This window comes from Anaerococcus sp. NML200574, from assembly GCF_026131665.1.
GTDB classification, from domain to species: domain Bacteria; phylum Bacillota; class Clostridia; order Tissierellales; family Peptoniphilaceae; genus Anaerococcus; species Anaerococcus kampingae.
The window spans coordinates 92,623-113,508 of record NZ_JAMXSM010000004.1; the positions used below are offsets into that span (position 1 = coordinate 92,623).

35 protein-coding genes and 2 tRNA genes are annotated in these 20,886 nt (G+C 34.5%); 6 read left to right on the forward strand and 31 right to left on the reverse strand.

Going from position 1 to position 20,886, the window contains the following annotated elements; genetic code table 11:
* Positions 1 to 224: 224 nt before the first annotated feature.
* The 24 genes from NH286_RS03290 to NH286_RS03405 all read right to left on the reverse strand — a co-directional run bounded on the left by NH286_RS03290 (position 225) and on the right by NH286_RS03405 (position 9,681).
* Positions 225 to 716 (reverse strand): hypothetical protein, encoded by a 492-nt coding sequence (locus NH286_RS03290; RefSeq protein WP_265236821.1) that lies wholly within the window; start codon positions 714 to 716, stop codon positions 225 to 227.
* Entirely contained in the window at positions 716 to 940 is a 225-nt protein-coding gene (locus NH286_RS03295; RefSeq protein WP_265236823.1) for a helix-turn-helix transcriptional regulator, read from the reverse strand. Before NH286_RS03295 ends, NH286_RS03290 begins: the two co-directional genes overlap by 1 nt.
* 11 nt (positions 941 to 951) lie before the next feature.
* Entirely contained in the window at positions 952 to 1,326 is a 375-nt protein-coding gene (locus NH286_RS03300; protein ID WP_265236825.1) for a hypothetical protein, read from the reverse strand.
* A complete protein-coding gene (locus NH286_RS03305; RefSeq protein ID WP_265236827.1) occupies positions 1,323 to 1,658 on the reverse strand; it encodes a MazG-like family protein in 336 nt (111 codons plus the stop codon). Before NH286_RS03305 ends, NH286_RS03300 begins: the two co-directional genes overlap by 4 nt.
* Positions 1,655 to 1,999 (reverse strand): hypothetical protein, encoded by a 345-nt coding sequence (locus NH286_RS03310; RefSeq protein WP_265236829.1) that lies wholly within the window; start codon positions 1,997 to 1,999, stop codon positions 1,655 to 1,657. The genes NH286_RS03305 and NH286_RS03310 overlap by 4 nt, the downstream gene beginning before the upstream one ends.
* A complete protein-coding gene (locus tag NH286_RS03315; RefSeq protein WP_265236831.1) occupies positions 1,993 to 2,271 on the reverse strand; it encodes a DUF3310 domain-containing protein in 279 nt (92 codons plus the stop codon). The genes NH286_RS03310 and NH286_RS03315 overlap by 7 nt, the downstream gene beginning before the upstream one ends.
* 2 nt (positions 2,272 to 2,273) lie before the next feature.
* Positions 2,274 to 2,681: a hypothetical protein gene (locus NH286_RS03320; RefSeq protein ID WP_265236833.1), complete on the reverse strand. Its 408-nt coding sequence runs from the start codon at positions 2,679 to 2,681 to the stop codon at positions 2,274 to 2,276.
* 55 nt (positions 2,682 to 2,736) lie between these two features.
* Positions 2,737 to 3,111: a hypothetical protein gene (locus tag NH286_RS03325; RefSeq protein WP_265236835.1), complete on the reverse strand. Its 375-nt coding sequence runs from the start codon at positions 3,109 to 3,111 to the stop codon at positions 2,737 to 2,739.
* Complete coding sequence (locus NH286_RS03330) at positions 3,086 to 3,493, reverse strand: RusA family crossover junction endodeoxyribonuclease (RefSeq protein WP_265236837.1); 408 nt, start codon at positions 3,491 to 3,493, stop codon at positions 3,086 to 3,088. Before NH286_RS03330 ends, NH286_RS03325 begins: the two co-directional genes overlap by 26 nt.
* 20 nt (positions 3,494 to 3,513) lie before the next feature.
* On the reverse strand, positions 3,514 to 3,717 hold the full coding sequence (locus tag NH286_RS03335; RefSeq protein WP_265236839.1) for a hypothetical protein: 204 nt from the start codon (positions 3,715 to 3,717) through the stop codon (positions 3,514 to 3,516).
* Positions 3,717 to 3,878 (reverse strand): hypothetical protein, encoded by a 162-nt coding sequence (locus NH286_RS03340; RefSeq protein WP_265236841.1) that lies wholly within the window; start codon positions 3,876 to 3,878, stop codon positions 3,717 to 3,719. Before NH286_RS03340 ends, NH286_RS03335 begins: the two co-directional genes overlap by 1 nt.
* 15 nt (positions 3,879 to 3,893) lie before the next feature.
* Positions 3,894 to 4,355, reverse strand: a complete 462-nt coding sequence (locus NH286_RS03345) for a single-stranded DNA-binding protein (protein ID WP_265236843.1) — start codon at positions 4,353 to 4,355, stop codon at positions 3,894 to 3,896.
* On the reverse strand, positions 4,348 to 4,521 hold the full coding sequence (locus NH286_RS03350; RefSeq protein WP_265236845.1) for a hypothetical protein: 174 nt from the start codon (positions 4,519 to 4,521) through the stop codon (positions 4,348 to 4,350). The genes NH286_RS03345 and NH286_RS03350 overlap by 8 nt, the downstream gene beginning before the upstream one ends.
* Positions 4,511 to 5,272: a phage replisome organizer N-terminal domain-containing protein gene (locus NH286_RS03355; protein ID WP_265236847.1), complete on the reverse strand. Its 762-nt coding sequence runs from the start codon at positions 5,270 to 5,272 to the stop codon at positions 4,511 to 4,513. Before NH286_RS03355 ends, NH286_RS03350 begins: the two co-directional genes overlap by 11 nt.
* Positions 5,273 to 6,166 carry a recombinase RecT gene (locus NH286_RS03360; protein ID WP_265236849.1) on the reverse strand — a complete coding sequence of 298 codons (894 nt, stop codon included), beginning with the start codon at positions 6,164 to 6,166 and terminating at the stop codon, positions 5,273 to 5,275.
* Positions 6,159 to 6,455, reverse strand: coding sequence for a hypothetical protein (locus tag NH286_RS03365; RefSeq protein ID WP_265236851.1), 297 nt, complete (start codon positions 6,453 to 6,455; stop codon positions 6,159 to 6,161). The genes NH286_RS03360 and NH286_RS03365 overlap by 8 nt, the downstream gene beginning before the upstream one ends.
* Complete coding sequence (locus NH286_RS03370) at positions 6,448 to 7,383, reverse strand: YqaJ viral recombinase family protein (RefSeq protein WP_265236852.1); 936 nt, start codon at positions 7,381 to 7,383, stop codon at positions 6,448 to 6,450. The genes NH286_RS03365 and NH286_RS03370 overlap by 8 nt, the downstream gene beginning before the upstream one ends.
* Complete coding sequence (locus NH286_RS03375; protein WP_265236854.1) at positions 7,380 to 7,661, reverse strand: hypothetical protein; 282 nt, start codon at positions 7,659 to 7,661, stop codon at positions 7,380 to 7,382. The genes NH286_RS03370 and NH286_RS03375 overlap by 4 nt, the downstream gene beginning before the upstream one ends.
* The gene (locus NH286_RS03380) at positions 7,658 to 7,843 is read right to left on the reverse strand and encodes a hypothetical protein (protein ID WP_265236856.1); all 186 of its coding nucleotides are present in this window, start codon (positions 7,841 to 7,843) and stop codon (positions 7,658 to 7,660) included. Before NH286_RS03380 ends, NH286_RS03375 begins: the two co-directional genes overlap by 4 nt.
* A gap of 81 nt (positions 7,844 to 7,924) precedes the next feature.
* Positions 7,925 to 8,185: a hypothetical protein gene (locus NH286_RS03385; protein WP_265236858.1), complete on the reverse strand. Its 261-nt coding sequence runs from the start codon at positions 8,183 to 8,185 to the stop codon at positions 7,925 to 7,927.
* Between the two features lie 8 nt (positions 8,186 to 8,193).
* Positions 8,194 to 8,451: a hypothetical protein gene (locus tag NH286_RS03390; RefSeq protein WP_265236860.1), complete on the reverse strand. Its 258-nt coding sequence runs from the start codon at positions 8,449 to 8,451 to the stop codon at positions 8,194 to 8,196.
* A 14-nt stretch (positions 8,452 to 8,465) separates the two neighbouring features.
* The gene (locus tag NH286_RS03395; RefSeq protein ID WP_265236862.1) at positions 8,466 to 8,633 is read right to left on the reverse strand and encodes a hypothetical protein; all 168 of its coding nucleotides are present in this window, start codon (positions 8,631 to 8,633) and stop codon (positions 8,466 to 8,468) included.
* Complete coding sequence (locus tag NH286_RS03400) at positions 8,630 to 9,412, reverse strand: phage antirepressor (RefSeq protein ID WP_265236864.1); 783 nt, start codon at positions 9,410 to 9,412, stop codon at positions 8,630 to 8,632. Before NH286_RS03400 ends, NH286_RS03395 begins: the two co-directional genes overlap by 4 nt.
* Positions 9,413 to 9,453: 41 nt before the next feature.
* Positions 9,454 to 9,681: a helix-turn-helix transcriptional regulator gene (locus NH286_RS03405; protein ID WP_265236866.1), complete on the reverse strand. Its 228-nt coding sequence runs from the start codon at positions 9,679 to 9,681 to the stop codon at positions 9,454 to 9,456.
* A 171-nt stretch (positions 9,682 to 9,852) separates the two neighbouring features.
* Between NH286_RS03405 and NH286_RS03410 the strand changes: the two genes are divergently transcribed.
* The 4 genes from NH286_RS03410 (at position 9,853) to NH286_RS03425 (ending at position 13,163) form a co-directional block, all read left to right on the forward strand.
* Entirely contained in the window at positions 9,853 to 10,500 is a 648-nt protein-coding gene (locus NH286_RS03410) for a LexA family protein (RefSeq protein ID WP_265236868.1), read from the forward strand.
* Positions 10,501 to 10,518: 18 nt separating this feature from the next.
* Positions 10,519 to 11,187, forward strand: a complete 669-nt coding sequence (locus NH286_RS03415; RefSeq protein WP_265236870.1) for a hypothetical protein — start codon at positions 10,519 to 10,521, stop codon at positions 11,185 to 11,187.
* Positions 11,188 to 11,223: 36 nt separating this feature from the next.
* Complete coding sequence (locus NH286_RS03420; RefSeq protein WP_265236872.1) at positions 11,224 to 11,922, forward strand: hypothetical protein; 699 nt, start codon at positions 11,224 to 11,226, stop codon at positions 11,920 to 11,922.
* A 143-nt stretch (positions 11,923 to 12,065) separates the two neighbouring features.
* Positions 12,066 to 13,163 (forward strand): tyrosine-type recombinase/integrase, encoded by a 1,098-nt coding sequence (locus NH286_RS03425; protein ID WP_265236874.1) that lies wholly within the window; start codon positions 12,066 to 12,068, stop codon positions 13,161 to 13,163.
* Positions 13,164 to 13,234: 71 nt separating this feature from the next.
* On the opposite strand, the gene NH286_RS03430 is transcribed toward NH286_RS03425, so the two are convergent.
* Both NH286_RS03430 and NH286_RS03435 read right to left on the reverse strand, forming a co-directional pair.
* Positions 13,235 to 13,320: transfer RNA gene (locus NH286_RS03430), tRNA-Leu, on the reverse strand.
* 1 nt (position 13,321) lies between these two features.
* Positions 13,322 to 13,398 (reverse strand) — tRNA-His (locus tag NH286_RS03435).
* 323 nt (positions 13,399 to 13,721) lie between these two features.
* Between NH286_RS03435 and NH286_RS03440 the strand changes: the two genes are divergently transcribed.
* Positions 13,722 to 14,327 (forward strand): regulatory protein RecX, encoded by a 606-nt coding sequence (locus NH286_RS03440; protein WP_265236876.1) that lies wholly within the window; start codon positions 13,722 to 13,724, stop codon positions 14,325 to 14,327.
* Positions 14,327 to 14,581, forward strand: coding sequence for a GIY-YIG nuclease family protein (locus NH286_RS03445; protein WP_106460044.1), 255 nt, complete (start codon positions 14,327 to 14,329; stop codon positions 14,579 to 14,581). The genes NH286_RS03440 and NH286_RS03445 overlap by 1 nt, the downstream gene beginning before the upstream one ends.
* Here the strand turns inward: NH286_RS03445 and NH286_RS03450 are convergent.
* Genes NH286_RS03450 through mreC form a run of 5 tightly spaced genes read right to left on the reverse strand, consistent with a single transcriptional unit; the run spans position 14,570 to position 20,882 of the window.
* Positions 14,570 to 15,496, reverse strand: coding sequence for a ribonuclease E/G (locus NH286_RS03450; RefSeq protein ID WP_265236878.1), 927 nt, complete (start codon positions 15,494 to 15,496; stop codon positions 14,570 to 14,572). The genes NH286_RS03445 and NH286_RS03450 overlap by 12 nt on opposite strands.
* On the reverse strand, positions 15,493 to 16,116 hold the full coding sequence (locus NH286_RS03455; RefSeq protein ID WP_265236881.1) for a hypothetical protein: 624 nt from the start codon (positions 16,114 to 16,116) through the stop codon (positions 15,493 to 15,495). The genes NH286_RS03450 and NH286_RS03455 overlap by 4 nt, the downstream gene beginning before the upstream one ends.
* 14 nt (positions 16,117 to 16,130) lie before the next feature.
* On the reverse strand, positions 16,131 to 19,487 hold the full coding sequence (locus NH286_RS03460; RefSeq protein ID WP_265236883.1) for a penicillin-binding transpeptidase domain-containing protein: 3,357 nt from the start codon (positions 19,485 to 19,487) through the stop codon (positions 16,131 to 16,133).
* A gap of 8 nt (positions 19,488 to 19,495) precedes the next feature.
* The gene (gene mreD / locus NH286_RS03465; RefSeq protein WP_265213922.1) at positions 19,496 to 19,987 is read right to left on the reverse strand and encodes a rod shape-determining protein MreD; all 492 of its coding nucleotides are present in this window, start codon (positions 19,985 to 19,987) and stop codon (positions 19,496 to 19,498) included.
* Positions 19,980 to 20,882 carry a rod shape-determining protein MreC gene (gene mreC / locus NH286_RS03470; RefSeq protein WP_265236885.1) on the reverse strand — a complete coding sequence of 301 codons (903 nt, stop codon included), beginning with the start codon at positions 20,880 to 20,882 and terminating at the stop codon, positions 19,980 to 19,982. Before mreC ends, mreD begins: the two co-directional genes overlap by 8 nt.
* Between the last annotated feature and the right edge of the window lie 4 nt (positions 20,883 to 20,886).

The window sequence follows — 20,886 nt, forward strand, 5'->3', positions numbered from 1 at the left end:
ATGGAAACCCCACAACCCGAATACTTATAATCTATTTTGAAAGGAGGTGCTAATCGTGGATAGCCTGACTCATAAGCTTAAATTTTATAAAAGAAAAGGACAGGCCCTATTGCCTATCCTAGAGTTAAACATCTCCGAAACATTCTTACAATACCATTATAGCACATTATAATGGCTTTTGTGTCGCTTTTTTGTCTCATTTTTGTCTCAAAACTGTCGCAATCTTACCTTACATCGATTTCACCTCCCTCAATTAGATATAACTTACTAAATATTTCAAGCAAAGCTGAATCACTTCGCCTTTGTGCCGTATCTTTTGACATTTTTAGAAATTCCCCGCATTTCCTATAAGAAAGTCTTTTATCCTTCGTAACCACCCACATATGATGAACTATAAACTGCTTGTCTGTGTCAAGATCTTTTATAGCATTAGTCATTGCACGATTTTCTAGTTCAATGATTTGTATATTTCTTTTGCAAATATCAATCTTATCAATCATATTTACCTGCAAATCCTCTTGACTAGATCCACCGCCCTTAGCTACATCAGATGCAGACCAGGAAGCCCCGATTGACAATCTATCTTTGTACATTTCAATCTTAGTCTTTTCCGCCTCCATCCTACGCATATCCTTGCCATAATACCTTAGCCTGGTTCGAATAGTTTCTATTCTCTCTTTTTCTCTTTCTTCCTGCCTGATTCTATCAAAATCCATTATCCCTTCTTCCTTTTGTCATATCTTTTTTGTAGGTTCATCCATGTCTCAGCACTTACTCCAATAACCTTTTCAATCCTTTTAGCAAGGTCATAATCGATAGGATAATCACCCTTAAGCAAAGCTTGATAATCCTCCACCTCAAGGCCAAGCCTACTAGCATAATCATCAAGCATATGGTCTTCCACATACTCACCAGGTGCAAAAAAAGTAGAATCGCTCATAATCAATCTCCTTAAGCATGTTTTCTCTTAGCCTTCATATCTTCGATTTCCTTTTTCTTAAGTTCTCTTAAATCATCATCAATCTTATAGACCTTTTTATCCTGAACTACAATGGTCTGGATATTCATATTTGCCCTGATGTCCTCAAAATCCACCAGGTCTGTATTGATACAATCCAACTTATTAATCAGTCTTTCTCTAAATCGATTAAGTATAACATTCCCCCATCCGAACTCATCTGATAAAGTCTCACAAACCAAGGCTAGAAAAGACTCAATTAAAGATGTACTAGTATTAGAAGCCGCAACCTTTTGTACTTCTTTATCGTAAATTCTCCTAGACCTCATCTTTTCCGCTGGACTCAATCCCTTAAACTTAAAACTCATAAGTCCTCCTCTTTTATGAAAGTCCCCCTGATTGTGCGGCCCTTTCTGTTGCTTATTTTCTTGTAGGCCATTTCTAAACATTCAATAGGATCTATTCCTATTTGCTTACATAAGATAATTAGTGTTACAAATATATCGCCCATTTCTAGTTTTAAATTATCCAGGAACCTCTCAGACACCTTTCCGTCAAAGACTGATATATCCATTTCTGTTTTAAACTCGAAGACCTCTTCCACGAATTTCAAAAATTGTCTTGGAGCATTAATCACGTGTAGAAGGTCTTTATCCTCCGCCCATTCAATAACCTTAGTTTGTAGTTCTTTAAAATTCATTCTTCTAACTCCTCATTATTTTTAATTATCTCTCTAGATTCCTCTATTTCTCCGTTAATTTGTTTTAAGTCGCTTTTATAAAAATCAATGAATCTCTCATCTGGATTGTTTTCTAACCTTTCTTCAAGACTCTCTTTCCTACTATTCAACCAAGAAAAATGGTCTTCTTCACTTGATAGGTAAACATATAGTATAGGTTCTAGGCTAGCTCTTATTGATTTTCCACAATTAGGACACTCGACAGACTCATCAGTTTCGTTTCCACTTACTTCGCTTGTTTCAAAAATATCTTCTGGGTTTATTTCATGATTACAATATGGGCAAAAATCACTTCCTAACATCTTTTATCCTCCATTTTCTCATCAATAACTCTATTAGCCACATATAAAGCGACCGCCACCACTAAACAAAACAAAAGGCTTTTCCAATCATGCTTATCCATAAAAATCTTTAAAACCATAAGCCACAAAAGCCAATCGTTGATATCTTTCTTCCCAGCCCTAGCTATATACTTAAAAGCATTACCAAGGTTAAAATCAAGGTCAAAAGCATCTATCACATCAAAGGCTTCTAATCCGCCGCTCTTATAATAATCTGGTCTAATTTCTGTCATCTTCACTCTCCATCCCCACTACCCAAAGGTGCATAATAAATACTTTTGATTTTAAATGCAACTACAGAATAATAATAATCCCCATTTCCATTATCAGCATATAAATCCGCTTGCCCTATCTTGTTTTGATTGTGAACAAATACCACCTCTTGGGTACTGTAGGTTTCATCTTCACAACGGTTATTTAAAATAGGTTTATTGAATCTTATATCCGTGATAACAGCTTCTAATTCGACATTTTTAAATTCCCCAGAAGCTGTTGCACAACAATCAGATTCTGTCATTTCAATAGTTATTACTGTTCCATCATCTAACTTTAAATAATCTTGATTCCAATCAACGATTTTTTTACCTACAAGTCTATCAATCATATCTTGTTTATCTTTATACTTAATTTCTTCGTAACACACTCTACTTAACTCCTACTCAACGCTACTCAACTTTTCTCCGTTTTACTCAACTCTTTCATCCTATATTTTCTTTCCAATCCCTTTTGTTAATCTCAATAAGCTGGTCCACTAATCTTTTACACTCGCTCAAGGTATACTCCTCATCCTGCACCTCTGGACTATCTCCATAATGGTTACAATCAAAACCTATTAAAAATCCGTCAATTCCGTCAAGTTCACCTGAAAAAGTCAATCCGCCATGCACATCAATATCATCTTCTACATCATCATAATCCACACCATAAAAAGGATGGTCTTCAGGTATCACCGCATATCCGCAATACCAAGTATTGCTCGCACTTGTGTCTGGAAAAAATGGATAAATGCTATATTCATACAATTTCTTTACAACAATTGTATATCCCCTATAATCTTCTTTTTTTACAATCATTTGTTTCATCTCCAATCCTTTCAATCTCAATCTCAACCCTAGGCCTATCCTTATCAAACAAAACCCTAGACCCATCAACTGACTTCACAATCTTATAATTATCATCAGTAATCACCCCATAGTCCTTCAGAATATCACAAGTCGCCGCAAGTAGATTATTTAGATCCACACAGCGCTTAGTCTTCCTGTAATACACACACTTGAGATTAATAGGATAATCAATATTTTTCTTATACTTCCCTGTAATTTGCCTTCCGCAATCCTCCGCATACTCCTTATACCTAGAAGACTGGGACAAAAATCTTTGCCCCGTCTTGTGATTTTTAAATATCTGCATGCTGTTCTTTTTCGTCGCAGGATTGCCATATAAGACTAACTTCATACATCACCTTTCTTTAGGACTCAATCAAGCAACATTCTTTTTACAAGTCCTCTTTTTACTCTTTCGCTATCAATAATCTTAACAAAACAAGACTCTTTTCTTGCTGGATACTCATCATAAACTACATATGAGTATAACTGGTCAAGCTCCAAATCTGTTAGCTTATCAAAATCCAAAACCTTAACTAATAATTTATTTAGCTTATCTTTGTAATCATCAGCCATCAATCCTCCACAAACCAGTAAACAATTTGATTAAAAGCAATCATACCTACTTCGTAATCATCTCTACGTATTCTAAGATATCCCTTTTCTTCATCGACACTATAATCATCAGCTTTAATGTTTTTTTCTCTGCCATTTACAAATCCAATAATAATATTCATACAATCCTCCTATTATCAAAATGGAATACGACCATCGTCCTGAATCTCCTCAAAATCGTCCTCAAAAAAGTCCTCAGATTGATTTTTATTGCCTTGATAGGTATTTACACCTGAATTGCTTTTGCTTCCCTCCTGAGTCGAATTAGATAGATATTCCACGCTTTCTGCTACGATGTCAGTAGTGTAAACAGTCTTACCTGTCTCCCTATCTTGATAAGACCCAGTCTGAATCCTGCCCTCAACAGCACACTGACTACCCTTAAAAAGGTATCTAGAGGCATTCTCCCCCATCTTGCCCCAGACAATAATCCTAGGGAAGTCAGCGGTCTGGCGATTACTCGCCTCCGCCTCCTCTCTCTTATCCCTAGACATCTTCCTATCAAGGGCTAGGGTAAAGCTACATATCGCTTGATTAGTTTGTGTATATCTTAGCTCAGGATCCTTGGTAAGCCTCCCGATAATAATTGCCTTATTCATGTAAACTCCTTGCAAAATCACTGACTTTTTTGTGCAAGCCATCAAATACTTTTCTTATCTTTTTAGCATCTACATCAATAAAAAAACCATCTTCATTGTCTTGTGAAAGCTCAGTCAGAATATTATTAAGCATTTCTATTTCATCATTTGTTAAATCAATTTTCATATGTTTTCATCCTCATTTTCTTAATCTCTCTATCAGCCACAAAGCCAACTGTAAAATCCTCATAATTATCTACATCTCTTAGCATCTCAAGTACATATTTAAAGCTAGAGACCTTTACTTTTCTTTCATCCCTAATCACTACTAGGGTATACAAGACATTTCTCCATCCATATTGCTCGATAGCTCTATCAAATAAAGCCCTATCATCCACACTTGAGTTGTTCTTAACAGACTGGCAGTAGCAGCGATAAGTTAATTCTTCCTCTATGCTGCTGCTCTTACTCTTATCTCTTATCTCTTGCTCTATATCTTGCTCTTGCTCTGTGTTGCATTTTGTTGCATCGGTGTTGCATTGCAACGCTTGACCGTTCGATTGCAACGCTTTTTGTTTTCTCCTATGCTTCCTAGAACGTCTTGTTGAAGCCGTTTCAGACCCAATCAGGGCTGGTACTTCATTTAGAAAAACATCATCATTTACATACTCGATTAGATCATTAGCATTGCAAAAAGCTAGAGTCATTTTTATATCGTCAATTTCTTCATCAATGTCTAGGGCTAATTGATGATAAATATCTTCATCAGTACCCTCAAACTCGATAACGCCCTCGTTATTTATGCTTAAAAGCTGGAGCTTAAGGTAGATGATGGTGTAAGTATCACCACCAGCCACCTTTCTTAGTTTTTTCATCTTTCGACTATCAAAGAAATCATCCTTTAATTTTAGCCAATAATACCTCTTATTATCACCCAATTAGACCTCCTCAACAGGCTTAAAATCATCATCAAAGAATCCAGACTGTTTGTCTACATCTATAATCTCTCCAGTCTCCTTATCAACATTAGCTGGAGCTTCCTTTTCTTCTTCCTCTACTACTTCAGGCTCAATCTCATAATCGACTTGGTAGACTCTTTCACCACTTTCAGCCTTGCTAGTCTTCTCAAAGTTAGCATTATCAAAGTTTGTAGCTTGGACTAGTGCCTGACTTTCTATAGCCTTAGGTGCATATTTTAAGACTTGGATCAGTGCAGATTTTTTCGCCATGGAGTCAAAATTTGTCTTCCAAGGCCCACTGTTATATGATTTTGAATAGGTCTTACCATATTTTTGTGCATCAGCCTTTGACATATAAAAGACATCCTGGCCCCCGTCCTTGGTTTGATAGATAGCATAGTAACCTATGACATCCCCACTATCACCAGTTAGGCAAGGCTTGTGTGAAATCTCCCCACTACCATAATCAAAATCAAAGTCTTCATTTGCTCTTACTTCCCTAGCGGTTATCCTCTTAAATTGCCCAGTATTGTAGGCTAATTTAAGCAATCCTTGATATCCAAGCTGGAAGTTAACAGTTCTACCATAAGGAATGAGGTAGGCCTCCCCAAGCGGAGTATTAAACTCAAGACCAAGCTGGGCAGAGTTCATAATTGCCGCCAATAAAGACTCCTGACTACACTCAGCAAGTTTAGGATTAGAATTAATAGCAGTAAGGGCAGTCCTTATAAATTTATCTACAGGCAGATATGAAGGTAAAGCGTTTTGAATCTCCCCCTTCATTGCCATCAATAACCCTCTAACCGTATTGTTTTGCTTCTTTGCTGGTGCTTTGTTTTGTGTGTTCTTTAGTGCTTGTTTTGCGTTAGTCATTTTTAATCTCCTTTACAAATAGTGCATCGCTATCTTTTAATATTTTCATTAGCTCTTTTTCATCTTTACCATATTTAGAAACCAAGACAGTTCCTATTACCCCCGCTATTTGCATTTGACTAAATAATCCAGGACGGTTCTCATCATCTGGAGTACCCATTAACGTTTTAAAACTCTTAATCAATGCCTCTTCGCTGGCATCCCACATAGAATCTATCAATCCATGCATTGAACACCTTAGTAGTCCTTTCAATAACTCATTTAAATTTTTACAATCCATTTTATTCATTTACAATCTCCTTTAAATTAAATCTCCTGTACTCGCTATCCTTTAAGTACTCTTTATAAATCTCAGGCTTATCAGCTTTTAATCTCTTAGTGTCAATCCTACTAGTAACAACAGGCCTATAAGTAACCTGTAAAAATTCGCTTCTGCCATAGTCGTGGTCTCCTAACTGTAGCTTGATTTTCTGCTCAAATTCCTTTGTAGAAGCCTCTAAATCTTTTATAAGGCCTTTGGTCTCAAGATAGGACTTAAAATCTAACTCATCAACATCTAGATCAATAGCATCTTCAAGACCACCCTTAAATTTATCTTTTAAGGCTGTATCATACTCATCCGACCCATCAGGAGCTGGCATTTCTTCCTTTTCTACATAGTTAGTCCAAAAATCTATCTCCTGGGCCTCTAACATCTGAATCACTTCTTCATCCCTCTCAATCTCCCTGATAATAAAATCAGTAGAGAAAATCAGGCAAGCTATATAACACTTCTTAGCCCCAGTAACCATCATGTAGTGGTGGCATTGTAGTTCGTAATTTATAGGGATTGCCCCATCTGCCCACTTATCTTTTGCATAAGGGCTAGTAGTCTTACACTCAAGGATTGCATCCTCCCCGACCACTTCCCTATCTATATCGGCAAACATAAAAGGATAATCCTTCCTGGCCATCATAAAGTTATTTCTACGAACCTTCTTGCCAGTAGCCTCTGTAAATCTCTTAGCCACATAATCTTCAAGGTCTCGACCCTGCCTTAGGATCTCATTATCAATATCTTTTACAACCTGACCAGTCTTTTCAAGGTAAAGACTAGCTCGACTCTTCCAAGGATTAAGACCGCAGGCAGCTGCTGCATCAGACCCGCCTATACCCTTAGTCCTCATCTTAAGCCAATCCTCCCTGGTCAGTTCAGTTAAATTAGCAATCTTTTTCAACTCAAACCTCCATATATATCAAGCCAATATCCTGCTTCAATAGCTTCCTGACTATGAAGATTTTCTAAATATAAGGCCCTTTCGTACTCCTTATCATCTGAATTAAGCTCATACTCAACATCATCAAAGTCTACATCATAAGTCGATTTGGCCTTGATATGCTCATCCAAGGACTGGATAGCAAGCTTGAAATCCCCGTCATACTCTCTTTCTAAATCAGCCCTGTCTATCTTAAATTCACATTCCTGTGATAAATTCCTCGTATACTTAATAATCATAATTTATCCATATACCTCCTATGTCTTTCCCTGCTCTCAATAGCTATATCTACATGCTTAAGCTTGGTCATATTGTCATCTGTCATGCCCTTGCTTAAGAGTATCTCCCTAACCTTTTCTAAATCTTCATCAGATAGTGTCTGAATAGATTCGCTAAATTCTACTTGATCTTTCGCTTTCAAAACTTGTCCTTTTTTCTTAAAACTTGTATAATTTTCATGAGTAATTTCTTATTTTGCCTAGTTCACAGCTAGGCAATTTTTTTATATCATCCATAGCCCGATAACTAAACTTATAATCGCAAAAGGTATGCCCCAAATTTGACAGTAAGGAGTCTTGCCATACATAGCAATCATAATCCACATAAAGGCTATCAAAGTAGTAATCACCTTTTCTGTAAGCCTCTTAGATACAAAGCCCTCAATCTCCTTAAGCATCATAGACTCATCAAAATTTCTAGCTCCATACTTAATAAGTTCAATCCTCTTCTTCCTGCTCTTTGGCACTCTAAATCTTTCTTGCATAATTCCTCCTACTTAAATAAATCTCTTTTTCCTTCTAAACATTCATCAAAAGCCCTTTTATCAACCAGATATCTCCAGGTCTGAAACTCTTCGCCCCTTGGTGGTAAACCTATAGCAAAAGTCAACCTATCCTCCTTGCAAGCCCTCTTTAAACAATCAAGGCTTATACCAGGTAGCCTGGCCGAAGCATAATCAATATCGACCACCCTCACTTCCTCAAGGCTTTCTTCTATAATCTCATGCATCTCAGTGATCTTTGCTTCCACAAATAAGCACCTCCCTATTCATCCTTAGAAAATATGAATAATTTAATTTTGCCTTCATCTTCAACAGCTCCAACCCCTTTAATCTCAAGGCTGTAATCTTCACCGTCAATCCTTACAAAATTGAAAATCTCTACTTCATCATTAAAAATATCAAGTGTTTCTTTTAATTCTTTAACTTTCATTGAGCGTTCCTTTCTATCATAGGTAAATAACCATTTCTCTTAAGCTCTTCATATAAGAAAATTCTTCCTTTTTGAGTCCACTTAGTAAGCAATCTAACATCTGTAGTTCCGTCTTTTTTCTCATACACGTGAGTTTCAGAACTCGTATAGCCTTTGTCTTGAATATTCGCATACAATAACCATTGCTCACCTTGTTTATATTGAATTCTCAAATCATGAAGTAGCTTATTCATCTGATAAGCACTCATTCCATAATCCTTAGCTATAGAGCTAACTTTTATAAGAGACTTATTTTGTAAAATCTTATCAACATAATCAGCCTTAGGTCTAAGCTCGCCTATGATCTGATCTTTTTTATTGCTTTCAAATTTTAGTTTTTCGATTTTCTTTTCAGCTATAATCATTGCCCTAGCCAAAATCTCTTCATCACTATCATTTTCTTTAGCAATAATGTAACCGCCATCTCTTCTAATGGATGGAAGTACTTCAGATGTAACCCATCTTTTAAACCTTTTTGCTTTTTTCATCTCCGAAGACATTATCAAGGAATATAAACCTGACTCGTTTATTATTATCATTTTTTGTCTTCCACCAGGTGTCATCAATTCGGTGACCCCTTTGTCTTCTTCGTCAATATGCTTTTTGATTGCATTTGCTGGACTAGAATATTCTAAAATCTCAGCAACATCTTTCCCAACAAACCAAGGTTCACTGTTTTCATCTATAATCTTTCTTATCTGCCCAAATTCTTCATTATCAAAAATTTTTAAATCTTTCATTTTTCCTCCTATACAATTAATATCGTTATTTTCTATATTTTTTAAGCGTTTTTACAATTAATACGTGTATTTTTGTTTAAAAAAATATCATCAATACCAACACCGAAATAATCAGCTATTTTCTTAGCAGTAGTAAGACTCATCCTAGAAGTATTTTCAGCAGTACTAATAGTCTGCTGGGTAACCCCTACCGCCTCAGCTAATTCTTTCTGACTAATTTTTTTCATAGCCCTTAAAACTCTTATATTATTATCTGGTATAACAACCACCCCCTAAAATATTTTCGCTTTAGTAATATTGTTAATATAACAATACACGTATTAATTGTTTTTGTCAAATATTTTTTCAATTTTTACGTGTATTATCTTTAAAATACACGTATTAATTGTTGTATAAAACCTGTTATAATTGTAAAATACAAATAAAAGGAGTAACAGTTTATGAAAAATCTAAATGATAAAATAAGATCCCTTAGAAAAGAGAAGGGATACACGCAAGAAGACGTTGCTCACAAATTAGATATGTCTACCAGTGCATACGGATACTATGAGCAAGGAAAGACAACACCGCCACTAGCGAAACTTAGAATGTTAGCTGAATTATATAATATATCCATCTCCCAGCTTACAGGTGAGCCTAAGGATACCCTAGAATTCATAGCTCAATCAGTAACCGTCCATACCTACCCTTATATAGATGACTATGTATCGGCAGGCAGTCCAACCACAATAGGTGGCATGGAAAACCTCCCAAAAATCCAAGTTCCAGATGAATTAACAGGCAATTATGCAGGTAGTAACAAACTATTCTTTTTAAAGGTTAATGGCGAATCAATGAACAAAATTATCCCAAATGACTCGGTGATAGGAATAATCGAATATGACTCAGTTTACGACCTTAAAAATGGTGACATTGTAGTTTACTCAACGCAAGACAATGAATTTGCCGTCAAATACTTTTATAGAGATGGTAACAATCTAATATTCAGACCATCCTCAACTAATCCAAACTACTACGATACAATCTTTGATATAAAAGATAATATTAAAATAATAGGAAAAGTAGTCCAATACTCAGTAACATTATAAACTTATGAGAAAGCAATTATGAGAATATTTAAAAAAATATTTAAAATAGCTCAAAAGACTCCAATAGATAAAGAAACAAAATACCAGGAATATTTAAAAAGAATAAAAAGTGGAGAAAGGCTTGAAGGATCGGACCGGGAAGATTTTTGTGAAATCTCAGCCGATAAAGCAATAGACGAAAGAAAAAATAGCGATAATCCAAAATTTCATAAGACTGACAATGAAAAAAAGTTAGAAAGTGAATTTCATAAAAAAAATCATTCAATAATTGAAGACTACGAGAATAGAATATACATATCAGATAAAACTGATTACAACAAATTAAAATCCAACCTCGTAGCTTATGATGAATTTAAAGAATTTTGTTACAGCAATGGAGATGGTGGGAAAATATACTTCCAGGATATGTGGGAATTTTGCTATAATTCTAAAATAGAATGCTTCTCGTACAAAGAAACAATATTAGAAAACATGCAAAACTATTTAGATGCCAATAGAGCCGTTGTTGATATAATCGAAATTCTTAAAATAAACGAAACTTATTTGCAAAAAGACTTAAAGGAGAAAATAAATTACTGCACTCCTCAAGAAATAGGAGCAATTATAAAAGAAATGGTTAGTAAAAATATAATAACCAGGGAAAAATATAAAAACACATATTTACTTAAATTAAACGTTGATATTTAGCCGCAAGGCTTTATATATAAATAAAAGGAGGAAATCATGAAAAAGTTAATCGCACTAATGGCACTAGCCTTGACACTCACAGCTTGTGGAGGCAACCAAAAACCAAAAGAAACGAAAGAGGAAGTCAAGCAAGAAGAAGTCGCAAAAGAAAAAACAAAGAAAGAAACTAAAGAATCTGAGGAAGTAAAAGAAGATATTCAAGAAGAAAATGAAGATGACATTTACTCATACGCTGGAAAAACATTCAAAGAAAATGGAAACACTATTGAAGTAACAAAGGCTGGCAGAGTTGACCAAACATATAAAATAGGTCCAGTAAACCTAACAGTCAATGGGGTAATGGTAGGTAGATTTACAGGGTTAAATGAAGAATTAAAAGCTTATTACGACACTGACCAACCAATAGATATTGTAACAATAGGTTACTCAGTAGAAAACACCGAAGATAAAAAAGTAACCTTTTATGTAGGCCAATCCCCAATCACAACCGACACCAAAGAACAAATTGATCCAGATTTATGGACAAGTCAAGAAGGTGGCGGTGAAATGCTCGGTCAAGTAGAAAAAGATGGTGCTAGCATATTCTATCCAAAGAATGCAGAAAACATTAAAGAGATAACATGGCACATAAATTCAGTAAATGACGAAAATTTTTCAACTATAGCAGAAGGAATAAAACTCAAATTTACTTTTAACGATAAAGGTAACCAAGTAACAGCAGAAGAACTCAAATAAAACAAAGCCCTAGGATAAGCCACCCTAGGGCTAAAAAAACACATTCAATTAGACACTTAAAGGGTATAGAAAAGTCCCACCCACAGGGGCAGGACTCATCCACACACATCCACTATACCCAAACCCAAAGAAAGGAGCAAAAAATGGCACAAAAAAGAAGAAAGCTCCCCAATGGCACGGGAAGCATCGAAAAAGTAGAACTAACCCCCCAAGGCAAAAAAAGAGTCAATCAGTACAGGGCAAGACTCCCCAAAAAGAAAGGCAGAAAAGATATAGGTTTCTACAGGTCCTACAATCTAGCCCTAGATGCCTTAATCAATTATCAAGAACCAGAACCAGTAGTAACCTTCGCCCAGTTATTTGACAAGTACACATCCACAAACGACTTTAAAAAGCTGGTCAAGAAAACACAAAACCGCTACTATAACTCATATGAAAGGTTCGAGGAACTCCACGATATAGACATCCACGAAATAAAATACTCAGACCTCCAAGATGTCCTAGATCAGATGGAGCTAGATGGCTATGAAAAAGTAAAAGATGGAGAATTAAAACACTATGAATACTCCAAATCATCAATCGAAAGATTAAAACACTTGGTATCAAAAATCTACACCCTAGCAATTAAAAATAACATCATCCAGCTAGACCTATCAAAATATCTAGAAGTAGGAGGGGTAGGAATAAGAAGAAAAAAAGAAATCTTCACCAAAAAAGAAATCGAAAGTTTATATTCATCCATCCCAAGTAATCCAAATGCCATGCACGTCCTAAATTTAATTTTCACGGGCTTTAGGACAGGCGAATATATAAATCTACCTATAAGCAAAATAAAGCTAGCTGAAAGCCAAATAATCGACTTTGGAGAGAAAACAGAAGCAGGCAGGGTAAGAAAAATGTTCATCCACCCAAAAATAAAAGACATCATGACCTATCTAGTCCAAGAAAGTAAAACAGGCTACATCCTAGAAGCAAAAAAGCAAAGTGGAGAAATCTATCAACCAAGCGATACCACTTTTTATAAAAAAATATATTACCCTGCCCTAGAAAAAGCAGGAATAAAAAAGAAAATCCCCTACTCATGTAGGTATACTTTCGCCACCATAGCCCACCAATCAGGAGTAAGCGACAAAGCTCTACAAAAATTAATGGGCCATGTAGATTTTTCAATCACCGCCAATTCCTACATTCAGGATCTTGATGATTATATCTACCAAGAACTACAAAAAATAGAAATATAAACCCAGTTACCCACATAAAACCCACACACAAAAAAGAGAACGTTGATATTCCAACGTTCTCTCAATATTCTTGGTGCGGGATAAAGGAGTCGAACCTTCACGAGAAATTCTCACTAGATCCTAAGTCTAGCGCGTCTGCCAATTCCGCCAATCCCGCATGGGGTGAGTAGTGAGATTCGAACTCACGCTCTCCTGGGCCACAACCAGGTGTCGTAACCAACTGGACCATACCCACCACGCTAAGTTGTTCTCTACTAATGTCTCACTGACTATTACAGTATACAACTTTTTATTTACTTTGTCAAATGTTTTTTTAAGATTTTTATTTAATCTTTATCTCATAAGCTCTAAAGCTTTCTTACTGACAAATAATATAATACCACGTTTTTAAAAATAATGCAAATTTTTTCCTTATTTTATTTTTCTATCTTTTGAAGTAGAATATCAAGAGAGGTGAATTATGAAAAATACAAGAAAATTTATTTTAAAATTATTTGCTATTGTTATCGCTATAGCTATGATTGCTCCCCTTGTTTATAACGCTATATTGTCTATGCAATGATTATAGAAAATATTGAGTATTCAGAAAAATATAATTTAATTAGGCTTAGCATTTCTAATGAGAAATTCTTTGTTGATTATGATCTTTATTATGAGCTTAACCTAGAAAAAGATGAGGAATTAGACTTTGATACCTATAAAATAATCTTGGCCAATGATGAGTATAACAGGGCCAAGAATTTTGCCTTGTCTAAGATTTCTTATTCACAAAAATCTACTTATGAAATCAAAAAGAAGTTAGCTGAGAAGAAATTTTCTAATGAAGTTATCGATAAGGTTGTTGCTTTTCTCGATTCTTACGGGTTTTTAGATGATGCAGCTTATGTCAAAGCTTACATCACTGATAAGGATGAGATTTCAAGATGGTCTCGAAATAAGATTTCTTATATGTTAAAAACCAAACACGTAGATGATTTACTTATAGAGGAATACATTGGCCTTGTGGATGATCAAAGGGAATATGAAAAGGCTAGTTTTTTTGCTGATAAAAAGATTAAGGATGATTTTTCTTTTGAAAATAGGCAAAAGGTCTTTAGGCATTTGGCTGGCAAGGGCTTTGATATCGATATAATTAATAAGGTCCTTGATGAAAGATTTAAGTAATGCATTTTGTTTATATTCTAAGATGTGCTGATGATAGCCTATATACAGGTTATACTAATGATCTTAAAAACAGGATTAAGGTCCACAATTCTGGAAAGGGAGCAAAGTATACTAGAGCAAGGCTACCTGTTAGTCTTGTATTCTACAGAAGAGTTGATAGCAAATCTATCGGTCTTAAGCTTGAAGCAAGGCTTAAAAAATTAAATAAAAAGCAAAAAGAGGATCTAGTCCAAAAATTTGCCTTAGGAAATTAACTTTCTCTTTCTTAAGGATGTTTTTAGACTATCTCCTCTTCTTTTTATAGAAATTTCAAATAGGCCCATCTGGGTAAATCCAAATATTTCGGCTTCAATTTGGTATTTTTCTATGGCTTTTTGCATCTCTGCTGTAATTTTTTCCTTATCATGAACTCTTAAAAAGTCTATCAGACACATGCCTCCTATGTTTCTTAATTTAAGATTATAGGCTATAAAGTCTATTAGCTCTAAATTTATACCTAATAAAAAATCTTCTTTTTGCATTTTAGACTTTCGGCTTCCTGTATTTACATCTATTACAGTAAGGGTCTCTAGTTCATCTATAATAATCGATAAGTCTTTGTAATTTAATTTATTATTACTTATATCTTTTATCAAATCATTAAAGACTCGTGAATTTTTGATGTCTATTTCTTTAATTTCGTAATCCTTATATTTTTTAATATAAGAGTCTTTCTTAGAATTTTCTATAAGGAGTTTAGGGCTTGGAAAAAATTTTTCTTCATTAATTAGCCAGGCTTTCTTATCATTTAATTCTTCAAATAATATATCATCTTTTTTCTTTCCATACTTACGTTTTGCCTTTGCCTTTATTGGATATCTTTTTATCTTGTAAGATTCATTTTCTAAGGAGAAATTTTCACTGGCGAGCCCTAGCTTGCCATTAGCCGGCTCTCTTACATATTCTATGATTACATTATCTCCTATGGCATAAGACAGACTTGATTTCAAAAATAAATTTTCATTATCACTTATTTGTACGAAATATGAAGAGAGGCTATCAATTTTATTTACAACTTTTCCCCTATAGATATTATTAAGAAGAGAGTCATAGAAAATGACTTCCATAACTCTCTTATCTTCTTGTCTGATTATTATTTTTTCTTTTGGGTCTATATAAATATATTTCATTTTGCAAATATCATTTTTAGTTTTTCAAAAAATCCAAGACTTGGTATTTCTTCTTCTTTGTCTGCTATGAGATTATCTATAACAGTTTTGAAAAATTCATTTTCCTTTACGACTCCAAGAAATTTAGAATTTTTGTTATCGATTTTATCCTTATATTTTCTTATATCAAAGTCTTGTGGGGCCTTGTTTATAAAGAAATAATTAGAATTTAAGTCCTTATCTATATCTTTTTCTGATATTATGTCTATTTTTACTGCTCCTTTAATATCTAGGTCTAGATTATCGATAATTACTATATCACTATCTAATATATCTATTAAAGTATAAACATCTTCTACCTTAAAATCATATTTATCTTCTAAGAGTGGCGGGATTATAAAGCCTAGGTTAGAATTTTCATTTACTATGACCCTATCAAGACCGGCAAAGCCTAAGAAATAATCAGCTATATCATAGCTTATCATCCCATCTTTGCCAAAAAAGTCTTCCAAATTTTGCTTTTCATCTCTAAAAAATGATGTGAGTAGGACTTTTTCATTTTGGGCTAGTCTTTCAGAAAGATTTACAGCAAAATCTGTCTTCCCTATATTATTTTCCCCATTTATTAAATATATTTTCATAAAAACATCCTTTGTTAATTTTGACCATTTGCAGATTCACCGAGATTTCTAATATCATTTTCAGTTGGTTCTGCATTTATCATTTCTACGTTTAGGTCAAAGTACCTTGCTATTATATCTCTCATTATTGGTGATGCATTATAAGAAGTGTCACCTTGGGTTAGAACTATAGATATAGCTATCTCTGGATTATCATATGGAGCAAAGCCTACCATCCATGCATAGGTATCATAGTCTGTACCATCTGGGTTTTGACCTTCTACTTCTGCTGTACCTGTTTTTATACCAATATCTACCGGTAATTGATTTAAAACAGCATTATTCTGACTTACTAGAAGTGTTCCGTATTTGATATCTTCTAAATATTTTGGATCTTTGATATCTATTTTATCACTATGAGGAACATTTTCAAAAAGTACTTCGCCTGAATCGTGGTTTTTAATCTTGTTAATTAGGGTAAGTTTATTTAGATAGCCCCCGTTTGTTATAGTTGCTATAGCTCTATTCATCTGGATTGGTGTGTAGGAGTTTTGTCCCTGGCCTATTACTATATTTAACATATCTGTTATATCCCAAACCGCTTGGTTTAAATAGGTATATTTTATAGTATCAGCAAGACCTGCTCTTTGGCCTTCTGGCATGATAAGCGGATCGTAGCCTCTTTCGTCGAAGAAATCTATTATGGCTTTTCTTGACCATTCTTTAGGATTGTCAGTAAATTTAACTATATCCTTTATATCTTGTTCATACTCATCTTTAGTCTTTTTAACTCCTTCTTTTATGAAAAGAGTTAGATTTTTATCAAGATAATCTTTAAGCATTAGCTTAGTTACTTCTACTTTTTTACCAATTGAAGGAACATTGCCCTTAGCTTCCTTAGGTATATTGATTTCAATACCTGTTTCCTTATCAAGTCCGAGCATTTCTGCAGCAAGTCTTATATCATTTAGCTCAAGTTTGGTTCCTAAGGAGTCTCCATCTTCTGGGTTTTCTCCTAAGGCTAGGGTGTAGAAATAGTAGTTACATGAATCTCTTATAGCCCCATAGAGATTTTCTTCTCCGTGGGTTGCGCCTGTTTCTGTGTAGATTAGGCAAGAAAATCTCCTATTTCCTATTTCCATGAAGCCGTGACAGTTATTAACCGCAAGTGGATCTAGACCTTTTTCTAGGGCAGCTAGGGCTGTTACAAGCTTAAAGGTTGAACCTGGCATCACTGCTGTTTGGGTTGCTATATTTAGCATTGGTCTTGGAGCAAGCGGCCCATCACTTTCTTCTACTTGGAGCCCTTCCCAGTCTGATTGAGATATACCTGTTGAAAATAGGTTTGGGTCATAATTTGGATATGAAGCCATTGCTAAAACTTCACCAGTTTTAACATCAGATACTACTACAGCACCACTTTCTGCATGAGGAGCCATCTTAAATGGTCTAAATGAACCATATTCCGACTCATAAAATCCTGTTTCTCTCAATGCTTCTAGGACCCCTTTTAGAGAATCTTCGGCTTGTTTCTGAAGCTTGGCATCTATTGATAGGTAGACATCATCGCCTGGTTCAGACTTTGTTTGAGATATTAGTTTACGCCTGTTACCAGCTGAATCGACTGTTACAAGTGACCTACCATTTTTACCCTTTAGGTTGTCTTGGTAAGATTCTTCAATACCAGTCTTACCAATTATCTCATCTCTAAGATAATTTCTTTCTTTTACATACTTATCTACTTCCTCAGGTGTGGCTATTGGTCCCATGTAACCCAGTATATGGCTTGCAAGATTCCTATTTGGATAGGACCTTATTGGCATGGTTTCTACAACTATTCCTGAAGCAGAGTCTATTTTTTCTTCTATTTTTAGAACTGTTGATTCATCTAGGTTGTAGACTATATTTATTGGCCTATAACCAAAGTTCCCTTGGCGGTTTAAGGTGTTATCAATTGTAAGTATTCCAACAGCCTCAACATCATTATAAGATTCAAGATTTGTAACCTTTTTAAGGTATTTTAAGATTTGTTGACCATTTTTCTCCTTCATAAGGATATCTACTGTTTCTTTTGTAGAATTTGTCTTATCCTTATTTGCATAGTAGGTGTAAAAATCTTTTTTATCTGTAGTAAAGGTATAAGACCAATCTTCTGGATCATCTTCTGTGATATCTATGTTTGGATAAATATTATTTTTAGTATTGGCGTTTTGTGCCATGTATTTCACATATTCTGACAAAAGAAGCGGCTTTAACAAACCATTTTCATCAGCAAGTCTTGCAAGTTCGTCTACCGCAGAACCCGCTTGAGGATTCCTAAATCTCAAGTCTACTGAATATTGGTTCTTGTCATCTTTTGATTCAGTGATAACTTCTGTCTCAAAGTTCGCATATATCCCCTTATTTTCTAGCTGTTCAATTAGCATATTGGCTGGGATTACATAGGCTCCCTTATCATCTACCATGGCTGATGTTAAAACTTCACTTATTGTAGCATTTTTAACTATTTCATAAAAGTCATTAGCTGGAGTTGACTTAAGATTTATCTTATCAAAGACCTTGTGCAATCTCGCTTTTTTCTCTACCAAGTCCTGATCAGCTTTTATAGCATATTCATCCATGGTAAGCTTTCCTAATAAGTTATTATCTTCTAAAAGCTTATATGCTAATAGCCTTGCATGAGAGTTTTGTAGTATTGATAAAAGAACTGATCTATCATTTCCTACTGATTCTAAGATTACATCTGTAGGCTCATCATCTTTTGTAAATCCTATAGAAGCAAGCTTTTTCTCATAATTCTTCTTATATTCTAGCTTAAGATTGCCATTTACCTGATTTGCGTGGGCTGGTATATCTATTCCCCTCTTTTTAAGAGCAAGGATGGCTGTATTTGCTGTTTCATACTTCATTCCATCTTTTTCATAAAAGGAGAATAGGAAGTCAGATACTAAGTCATTATCTATAATTGTATCGACTACTTTTTCTATTGGCATTTCTTTTTGGCTAAAGTAATCTTTAAAGTCTTTATATTTGAAAGTATTTAATTTTATGTTGAAATCTTCTGTATAATTGACTCCATCTTCTTCAAGTATATCTACTAAATCTGATATGAGACTTTGCCTCTTATCAGCATCTACAGCCATTAGCTCATCTTTATATAGCTTTATGGTAAAAGATGGGATTGAGCTTGCTAGAAGCTTGCCATTTCTATCGTAGATATTTCCCCTACTTGCTAATTCATCGACTTCCTTTACCTTCCTATTATCAGATAGGTCTCTATAATAGTCCCCCTTTGAGACCATTACATTAAAAAGCCTAACTCCAATTATTAACATTAGGAGAACAACTATTACTTGAATAAAAATAAGTCTATTCTCTTTTTTATCGCGCATATTATCCTCTAAATCCTATAAGTTGGTATATACATTATTTTCTTTATCAAATAATAATAAATCAGATACACTAGGGAGTTTAGGATTGCTTCTACAAGTATCTCAATTCCTAAATAATCTGTTATTGATAAGATTGACTTGCCAAAGATATAATATATACCATTTACAAGTAAGAAATTAAATAATGTTGCTATTAAGCAAATAATAAAGCCTTTAGTCTTATCCTTTGATACCTTTACTATATGTCCTCCTGCAAACAGACCTATTAGGTAATAAGATAAGGCTCTTACACCTACTAACTGGGTAAATAGAAAATCTTCTATTATACCAACTACTAATCCTCCTGCTCGACCAGTCTTACCTGGCAAGACTTGGGATAGGGCTATTACTGCTGGGATTATAATATTTACATTTGCTCCTAATATATCAATTTTGGCAAATATAGATGTTTGCAAAATGAAGGTTATAAATAAAATCATAAAGCTTTTAAATTTATTCATGAATTTCTCCTTCCTTTTGCTTAGGTTGTTCACTTTTTGGCTTTTCATCTAAATTATAATTGTTTGAACTTTTTAGGACCAAAACCCTATAAAGATGTGAAAAATCAACTGGTGAATTTATTGTAATATTTTTTCTCAAAGAATCTTGTGTCATGGTAACTGTCGCTACCCTTCCTATATAGATTCCATAAGGATATATTCCACCTAAACCACTTGTTAGGAGTATATCTTTTTCTTCTATCTTGCTTTCTATATCTAACATATAGCCTTGAATGGTATTTTTATCAAACCTATCAATTACACCATAATCTCCCGAATTTGCATTTACGAAAGATACGTCATTTTGACTTGAGTTTATTGTTTCTACCCTGGCTGTTGTTTGATAAACTTCTGTTACCTTGCCTACAAGGCCCGTATAAAACTTGCTATCTCCTACAGCTTGAAGAATGATGTCATTTTTTTCAATCCCATCAACCTTGCCCTTATCTATAGTAAAGTGAGTGGTCATGGAATTTACATCTGTATTAATTAGCTTTGCTTTAATATACTTATTGTCTGTTCCCTTTGTGGCCGCTGCTTCATCTTTTAGGAATTCACTTCTATTTATGGCTGTTGCATATCTTGCATTTTCCATAACTAAAGCCCTATTTTCGGCTTCTAATCTTAGGACTTCTGCTCTAGTTTCTTTTGATCCAATTGTTCTTTCAAGCTGATCTATTATAGCAGATGAAATAGAATAAGTCACACTTTCTATTGGTTTTAGGAGAGTGTTAGCTATGTTTGAACCTGTTTTAGATAGCCCATCCACTTGACTTGAAATTAAAATCACTATTAATAAACTAACTATAGTTATTATAAAGGGTGTTTTTTCTTTTTTTACTCTTTTATATGCCATAAAA

Excerpts from the sequence above, each read along its gene's own strand:
- NH286_RS03440 (WP_265236876.1), top strand. The coding sequence starts at position 13,722 with ATGATTATAGAAAATATTGAGTATTCAGAAAAATATAATTTAATTAGG.
- mreD (WP_265213922.1), bottom strand. The coding sequence starts at position 19,987 with ATGAATAAATTTAAAAGCTTTATGATTTTATTTATAACCTTCATTTTG.
- NH286_RS03300 (WP_265236825.1), bottom strand. The coding sequence starts at position 1,326 with ATGAGTTTTAAGTTTAAGGGATTGAGTCCAGCGGAAAAGATGAGGTCT.
- NH286_RS03385 (WP_265236858.1), bottom strand. The coding sequence starts at position 8,185 with ATGCAAGAAAGATTTAGAGTGCCAAAGAGCAGGAAGAAGAGGATTGAA.
- NH286_RS03415 (WP_265236870.1), top strand. The coding sequence starts at position 10,519 with ATGAGAATATTTAAAAAAATATTTAAAATAGCTCAAAAGACTCCAATA.
- NH286_RS03375 (WP_265236854.1), bottom strand. The coding sequence starts at position 7,661 with ATGATTATTAAGTATACGAGGAATTTATCACAGGAATGTGAATTTAAG.
- NH286_RS03425 (WP_265236874.1), top strand. The coding sequence starts at position 12,066 with ATGGCACAAAAAAGAAGAAAGCTCCCCAATGGCACGGGAAGCATCGAA.
- NH286_RS03340 (WP_265236841.1), bottom strand. The coding sequence starts at position 3,878 with ATGAATATTATTATTGGATTTGTAAATGGCAGAGAAAAAAACATTAAA.
- NH286_RS03350 (WP_265236845.1), bottom strand. The coding sequence starts at position 4,521 with ATGAAAATTGATTTAACAAATGATGAAATAGAAATGCTTAATAATATT.
- NH286_RS03420 (WP_265236872.1), top strand. The coding sequence starts at position 11,224 with ATGAAAAAGTTAATCGCACTAATGGCACTAGCCTTGACACTCACAGCT.
- NH286_RS03450 (WP_265236878.1), bottom strand. The coding sequence starts at position 15,496 with ATGAAATATATTTATATAGACCCAAAAGAAAAAATAATAATCAGACAA.
- NH286_RS03455 (WP_265236881.1), bottom strand. The coding sequence starts at position 16,116 with ATGAAAATATATTTAATAAATGGGGAAAATAATATAGGGAAGACAGAT.
- NH286_RS03325 (WP_265236835.1), bottom strand. The coding sequence starts at position 3,111 with ATGATTGTAAAAAAAGAAGATTATAGGGGATATACAATTGTTGTAAAG.
- NH286_RS03445 (WP_106460044.1), top strand. The coding sequence starts at position 14,327 with ATGCATTTTGTTTATATTCTAAGATGTGCTGATGATAGCCTATATACA.
- NH286_RS03460 (WP_265236883.1), bottom strand. The coding sequence starts at position 19,487 with ATGCGCGATAAAAAAGAGAATAGACTTATTTTTATTCAAGTAATAGTT.
- NH286_RS03360 (WP_265236849.1), bottom strand. The coding sequence starts at position 6,166 with ATGACTAACGCAAAACAAGCACTAAAGAACACACAAAACAAAGCACCA.
- NH286_RS03335 (WP_265236839.1), bottom strand. The coding sequence starts at position 3,717 with ATGGCTGATGATTACAAAGATAAGCTAAATAAATTATTAGTTAAGGTT.
- NH286_RS03295 (WP_265236823.1), bottom strand. The coding sequence starts at position 940 with ATGAGCGATTCTACTTTTTTTGCACCTGGTGAGTATGTGGAAGACCAT.
- NH286_RS03395 (WP_265236862.1), bottom strand. The coding sequence starts at position 8,633 with ATGAAAGTTAAAGAATTAAAAGAAACACTTGATATTTTTAATGATGAA.
- NH286_RS03330 (WP_265236837.1), bottom strand. The coding sequence starts at position 3,493 with ATGAAGTTAGTCTTATATGGCAATCCTGCGACGAAAAAGAACAGCATG.
- NH286_RS03310 (WP_265236829.1), bottom strand. The coding sequence starts at position 1,999 with ATGTTAGGAAGTGATTTTTGCCCATATTGTAATCATGAAATAAACCCA.
- NH286_RS03345 (WP_265236843.1), bottom strand. The coding sequence starts at position 4,355 with ATGAATAAGGCAATTATTATCGGGAGGCTTACCAAGGATCCTGAGCTA.
- NH286_RS03315 (WP_265236831.1), bottom strand. The coding sequence starts at position 2,271 with ATGACAGAAATTAGACCAGATTATTATAAGAGCGGCGGATTAGAAGCC.
- NH286_RS03410 (WP_265236868.1), top strand. The coding sequence starts at position 9,853 with ATGAAAAATCTAAATGATAAAATAAGATCCCTTAGAAAAGAGAAGGGA.
- NH286_RS03365 (WP_265236851.1), bottom strand. The coding sequence starts at position 6,455 with ATGAATAAAATGGATTGTAAAAATTTAAATGAGTTATTGAAAGGACTA.
- NH286_RS03290 (WP_265236821.1), bottom strand. The coding sequence starts at position 716 with ATGGATTTTGATAGAATCAGGCAGGAAGAAAGAGAAAAAGAGAGAATA.
- NH286_RS03400 (WP_265236864.1), bottom strand. The coding sequence starts at position 9,412 with ATGAAAGATTTAAAAATTTTTGATAATGAAGAATTTGGGCAGATAAGA.
- mreC (WP_265236885.1), bottom strand. The coding sequence starts at position 20,882 with ATGGCATATAAAAGAGTAAAAAAAGAAAAAACACCCTTTATAATAACT.
- NH286_RS03305 (WP_265236827.1), bottom strand. The coding sequence starts at position 1,658 with ATGAATTTTAAAGAACTACAAACTAAGGTTATTGAATGGGCGGAGGAT.